Origin of the sequence: Pseudomonas lactucae (genome assembly GCF_036688725.1) — a bacterium.
GTDB lineage: Bacteria > Pseudomonadota > Gammaproteobacteria > Pseudomonadales > Pseudomonadaceae > Aquipseudomonas > Aquipseudomonas lactucae.
The window spans coordinates 1-3,668 of sequence record NZ_JAQQPT010000043.1 but is presented as its reverse complement, the minus strand read 5'-3'; the positions used below and the strand labels follow the sequence as shown (position 1 = coordinate 3,668).

Annotated in this window: 4 protein-coding genes; all 4 read right to left on the bottom strand. The window is 62.9% G+C overall.

The window, feature by feature from the left end:
- Positions 1-1,434 (bottom strand): 3D-(3,5/4)-trihydroxycyclohexane-1,2-dione acylhydrolase (decyclizing) (gene iolD, locus V6M90_RS29950; RefSeq protein WP_332847662.1); only part of this gene is annotated, 1,434 nt, incomplete at its 3' end.
- A 10-nt stretch (positions 1,435-1,444) separates the two neighbouring features.
- Positions 1,445-2,260: a TIM barrel protein gene (locus tag V6M90_RS29945; RefSeq protein WP_042945707.1), complete on the bottom strand. Its 816-nt coding sequence runs from the start codon at positions 2,258-2,260 to the stop codon at positions 1,445-1,447.
- Between the two features lie 25 nt (positions 2,261-2,285).
- Positions 2,286-3,074, bottom strand: coding sequence for a 5-deoxy-glucuronate isomerase (gene iolB, locus V6M90_RS29940; RefSeq protein ID WP_078824359.1), 789 nt, complete (start codon positions 3,072-3,074; stop codon positions 2,286-2,288).
- A 3-nt stretch (positions 3,075-3,077) separates the two neighbouring features.
- On the bottom strand, positions 3,078-3,668 hold a 591-nt coding region (locus V6M90_RS29935), incomplete at its 5' end, for a TIM barrel protein (protein WP_332847661.1).

Below are 3,668 nucleotides of genomic sequence, written 5' to 3'. Positions count from 1 at the left end.
CTTCACGCCGAGGGCGGCGTTGATCTCGTAGCCCATGCACGAGTAGCCGTATTCGACGTGGTAGGTGTTCACGCCTTTGCTGCGCCAGGCGCGCTGAAGGTCACCGGGCAGGCTGCCGGCGGCGGCGACAATGATCGCGTCGTCGGCCAGGCTGTCGTTGAGCACGCCGAGCACACGGCTCTGGGTCAGGCACGAGCCGGTCAGTTCGATAAACTCGCGCAGTACGGCGCGGTCCAGGCGGTCGTCGACTTCCGGCACGAAGCCGTCGCCCGAGTATTCCACGCCCTGCACACGATCCACTTCGGCGTCCAGTTGCGCCTTGGCCTCACGCACCTGCCCGCCCCAGCCGGAACGGTAATCGCCGAGGGCATCGGCCAGCGCTTCAAGTGCGACCTTGGCATCGCCCAGCACTTGTACGCCGTCGAGTTTCAACGCATCGCAGGGGCTGATATTCAGGTTCAGGAACTTCACCTCGGCATGCTTGAACAGCGACTTGGACGAGGTGGTGAAGTCGGTGTAGCGCGTGCCGATGCCAATGATCAGGTCCGCCTCCGGCGCCAGCAGGTTCGCCGCCAGGCAGCCGGTCTCACCAATGCCACCGACGTTAAGCGGGTGGCCGGACACCACCGCGCTCTTGCCCGCTTGAGTCTCGGCGAAGGGAATATCGAAGCGCTCGGCGAAGGCCTGCAGCGCAGCATTGGCACCCGCGTATTTGACCCCGCCGCCGCAGATGATCAACGGTTTGCGCTTGCCGCGAAACGCCGCCAACGCATCGCCGATCATCGCGGAGGTGGGCGGGCGACGGTCGATACGGTGCACACGTTTTTGCAGGAAATAATCCGGGTAGTCCCACGCTTCGGCCTGCACATCCTGGGGCAGCGCAAGGGTCACGGCGCCGGTTTCCGCCGGGTCGGTGAGCACACGCATCGCATGAATCGCAGCGCTCATCAATTGTTCGGGCCGGTTGATGCGGTCCCAGTATTTGCTGACCGAGCGAAAGGCATCGTTGGTGCTGATGCTCAGGTCGTGGAACTGCTCGATCTGTTGCAGCACCGGGTCGGGCTGGCGACTGGCGTACACATCGCCAGGCAACAGCAGCAACGGAATACGGTTGGCGGTGGCGGTCGCCGCAGCGGTCAGCATATTCGCCGCGCCAGGCCCGACCGATGCGGTACACGCATAGATCTTGCGGCGCAGGTGCTGCTTGGCAAAGCCGATGGCCGCGTGGGCCATGCCCTGTTCGTTACGGCCCTGATGCACCACAAGGTCGCCGCTGTCCTGCTCCAGCGCCTGGCCCAGGCCGAGCACATTGCCGTGACCGAAAATGGTGAACACCCCGGCGACAAACTTGCTCTGCACGCCATCGACTTCGATGTATTGGTTATCCAGAAACTTCACCAGGGCCTGGGCCATGGTCAATCGGGTGGTGGTCATGTCGCGCCCCTTATCGTTTCTGCAAGTGGGCGATACTTGCCCCCAAGGCCTGCCGGATATCCGCCAACTCGTGCACGCTTGCCGCAAACGGTTCGAACGACAGGTAGCCGCTGTAACCAGTGCTGAGCAGCGTGTCGATCTGCGCGGCGTTGCCGAGAATGTCGCCCTCGCCCACCAGCACGCGGTGGCCGTCGCTGATCGAGTTGAGCGGCGTCTGGGCATCTTCCACGCCGGAGATATGCACCAGGCCGGTGAGCTCGGGGAAGAACTCATGCTCGTTGGCCAGGTGATGGTGGAAGGTGTCGTGCACCACACGGAACACATCCAGGCCGCCGATGGCCTTGATCGCGTCAACGGCCACGCGCTTGCGGCGCAGGGCGGATACTTCGAAGCCCAGGGGTTCGACGAAACCGAGGATCCCGTACTCACGCAGGATCGGCGCCAGCTCGCTCAAGGCGGTGCGCAAACCTGCCGCGCGCTGGGCGTCATTGCGGGTGTCGCCGGGCTCATTGAACGGGCACATCACCAAGCCTTGGGCACCGCATTCACGGGCATAGCTGGCCAGCTCGATCGCCTGGGCACGGCGTTCGTCATTCCAGACGTCAAAGGGGTACAGCGCGTTGATCGACAGCACCCTGATGCCCTGCGCCGCACACAATTCACGTACGCGGCTGGCGGGCAGGCCGTATTCGATCTGGCGGTCCTTGAGGTCATTGCGGATCTCGATGGCATCGCACTTGAGCGCGACCGCCAACTCGATAAAGTCCGGCAGGGACAGGTTTGGCGCGACCATACGGTTGAGGGCAAAACGTAGCGGCGATTTCATTGTTGTTGTTCTCCGTCCAAACCGTTTAAAGGTCCAGCAGCCAGCTGTGCTGCGGGTCGTTGTGGAAATGCCAGGCACGCTTGGGGCCAGCCATGACGTTGAGGTAATAAGACTCGTAGCCGTACGGCACGCTGACCGGGTGGTACCCCTTGGGCACCACCACCAGGTCACTGTTTTCCACGGCCATGGCCTGGTCGATGCTGCGATCGTCGGTGTACACCCGCTGGAACACGAAGCCCTGGGGCGGGTTGATCTGGTGGTAGTAGGTTTCTTCCAGGAAGCTCTGGTGCGGCAGGTCATCGGTGTCGTGCTTGTGCGGCGGATAGCTCGACGAGTGCCCCGACGGCGTGCGCACTTCCACCACCAACAGCGAATGGGCCGGTGAGGTGTCGGGCAGGATGTCGCACACATAACGGGTGTTGGCGCCTTTGCCGCGCACGCTGCGTTTGCAGTCTTCGGGGCGGATCAGGCGCGGTTCGTAACCCTGCGCACCGGGCGCGGCGCAGACCGCGATCTGCACGTCGCTCAAGGCGGTGACCTGGGCCGTGGTGCCGGGCGGCAGGTAGGCGGCGAACGGCGATTTTTCTTCGAACACCGACTGGCGATCGCCCAGGTTCTGCCAGTTGAAACCTTCGCCCTCGATGTTCACTCGACCGCTGAGCAGCACCAGGCACAGTTCTTTATCACCCGCATTGACCGGCAGGGTTTCGCCGAGGCTCAGGCGGTGGGCCGAGAAGCCCACGTACTCCAGCCGCCCTTCTTCCAGGGCGACCATGGTCTGGCCGCGTTTGCTGCTTTTGACCAACAAGCTCATCACTCAAATCCTCTCGTTGAGAAGTGCATCGTTGAGAAGCGCGCGCAAGGTGTCGTAGCCCTTTTTTGCATAGATATAGCTGGGCGCCACCGCCGGGTCCTGCTCGGCTTCAACCACCAGCCAGCCCGCATATTTCGCGGCCATCAGCACATCGAGCAGTTCGGCAAAGTCGATATCGCCATCGCCGGGCACGGTGAAAGTGCCGTTGACGATGCAGTCGGGAAAGCTCCACATCTGGTTGCGCGCCAGTTGCACCACCGGCTTGCGCACGTCCTTGAAGTGCACATGGCAGACCCGGTCGATGTGTTTGCGCAACACCTCAAGCGGTTCGCCGCCGCCCATATAACAGTGGCCAGAATCGAACAGCAGACCGACTTCCGCACCGGTGCGGCGCATCAACTGGTCAATGTCTTCCGGGGATTCGACGTAGGCGCCCATATGGTGGTGGTAGGCCAGGCGCACGCCCTGGGACAGGGTGAAACGTGCAAGCTCGGTGAGTTTGTCGGCGTAGTCCTGCCAGGCCTGCTCGCTATGGAAACGCGGGCGTTCGATCAGGCGAATACGCGAGCCCTGGATCGAATCGGCCACCTCGCC

What these genes read in the sequence shown, in the direction of transcription:
- V6M90_RS29945 (WP_042945707.1), bottom strand. Translation starts at nt 2,260, where the DNA reads ATGAAATCGCCGCTACGTTTTGCCCTCAACCGTATGGTCGCGCCAAAC.
- iolB (WP_078824359.1), bottom strand. Translation starts at nt 3,074, where the DNA reads ATGAGCTTGTTGGTCAAAAGCAGCAAACGCGGCCAGACCATGGTCGCC.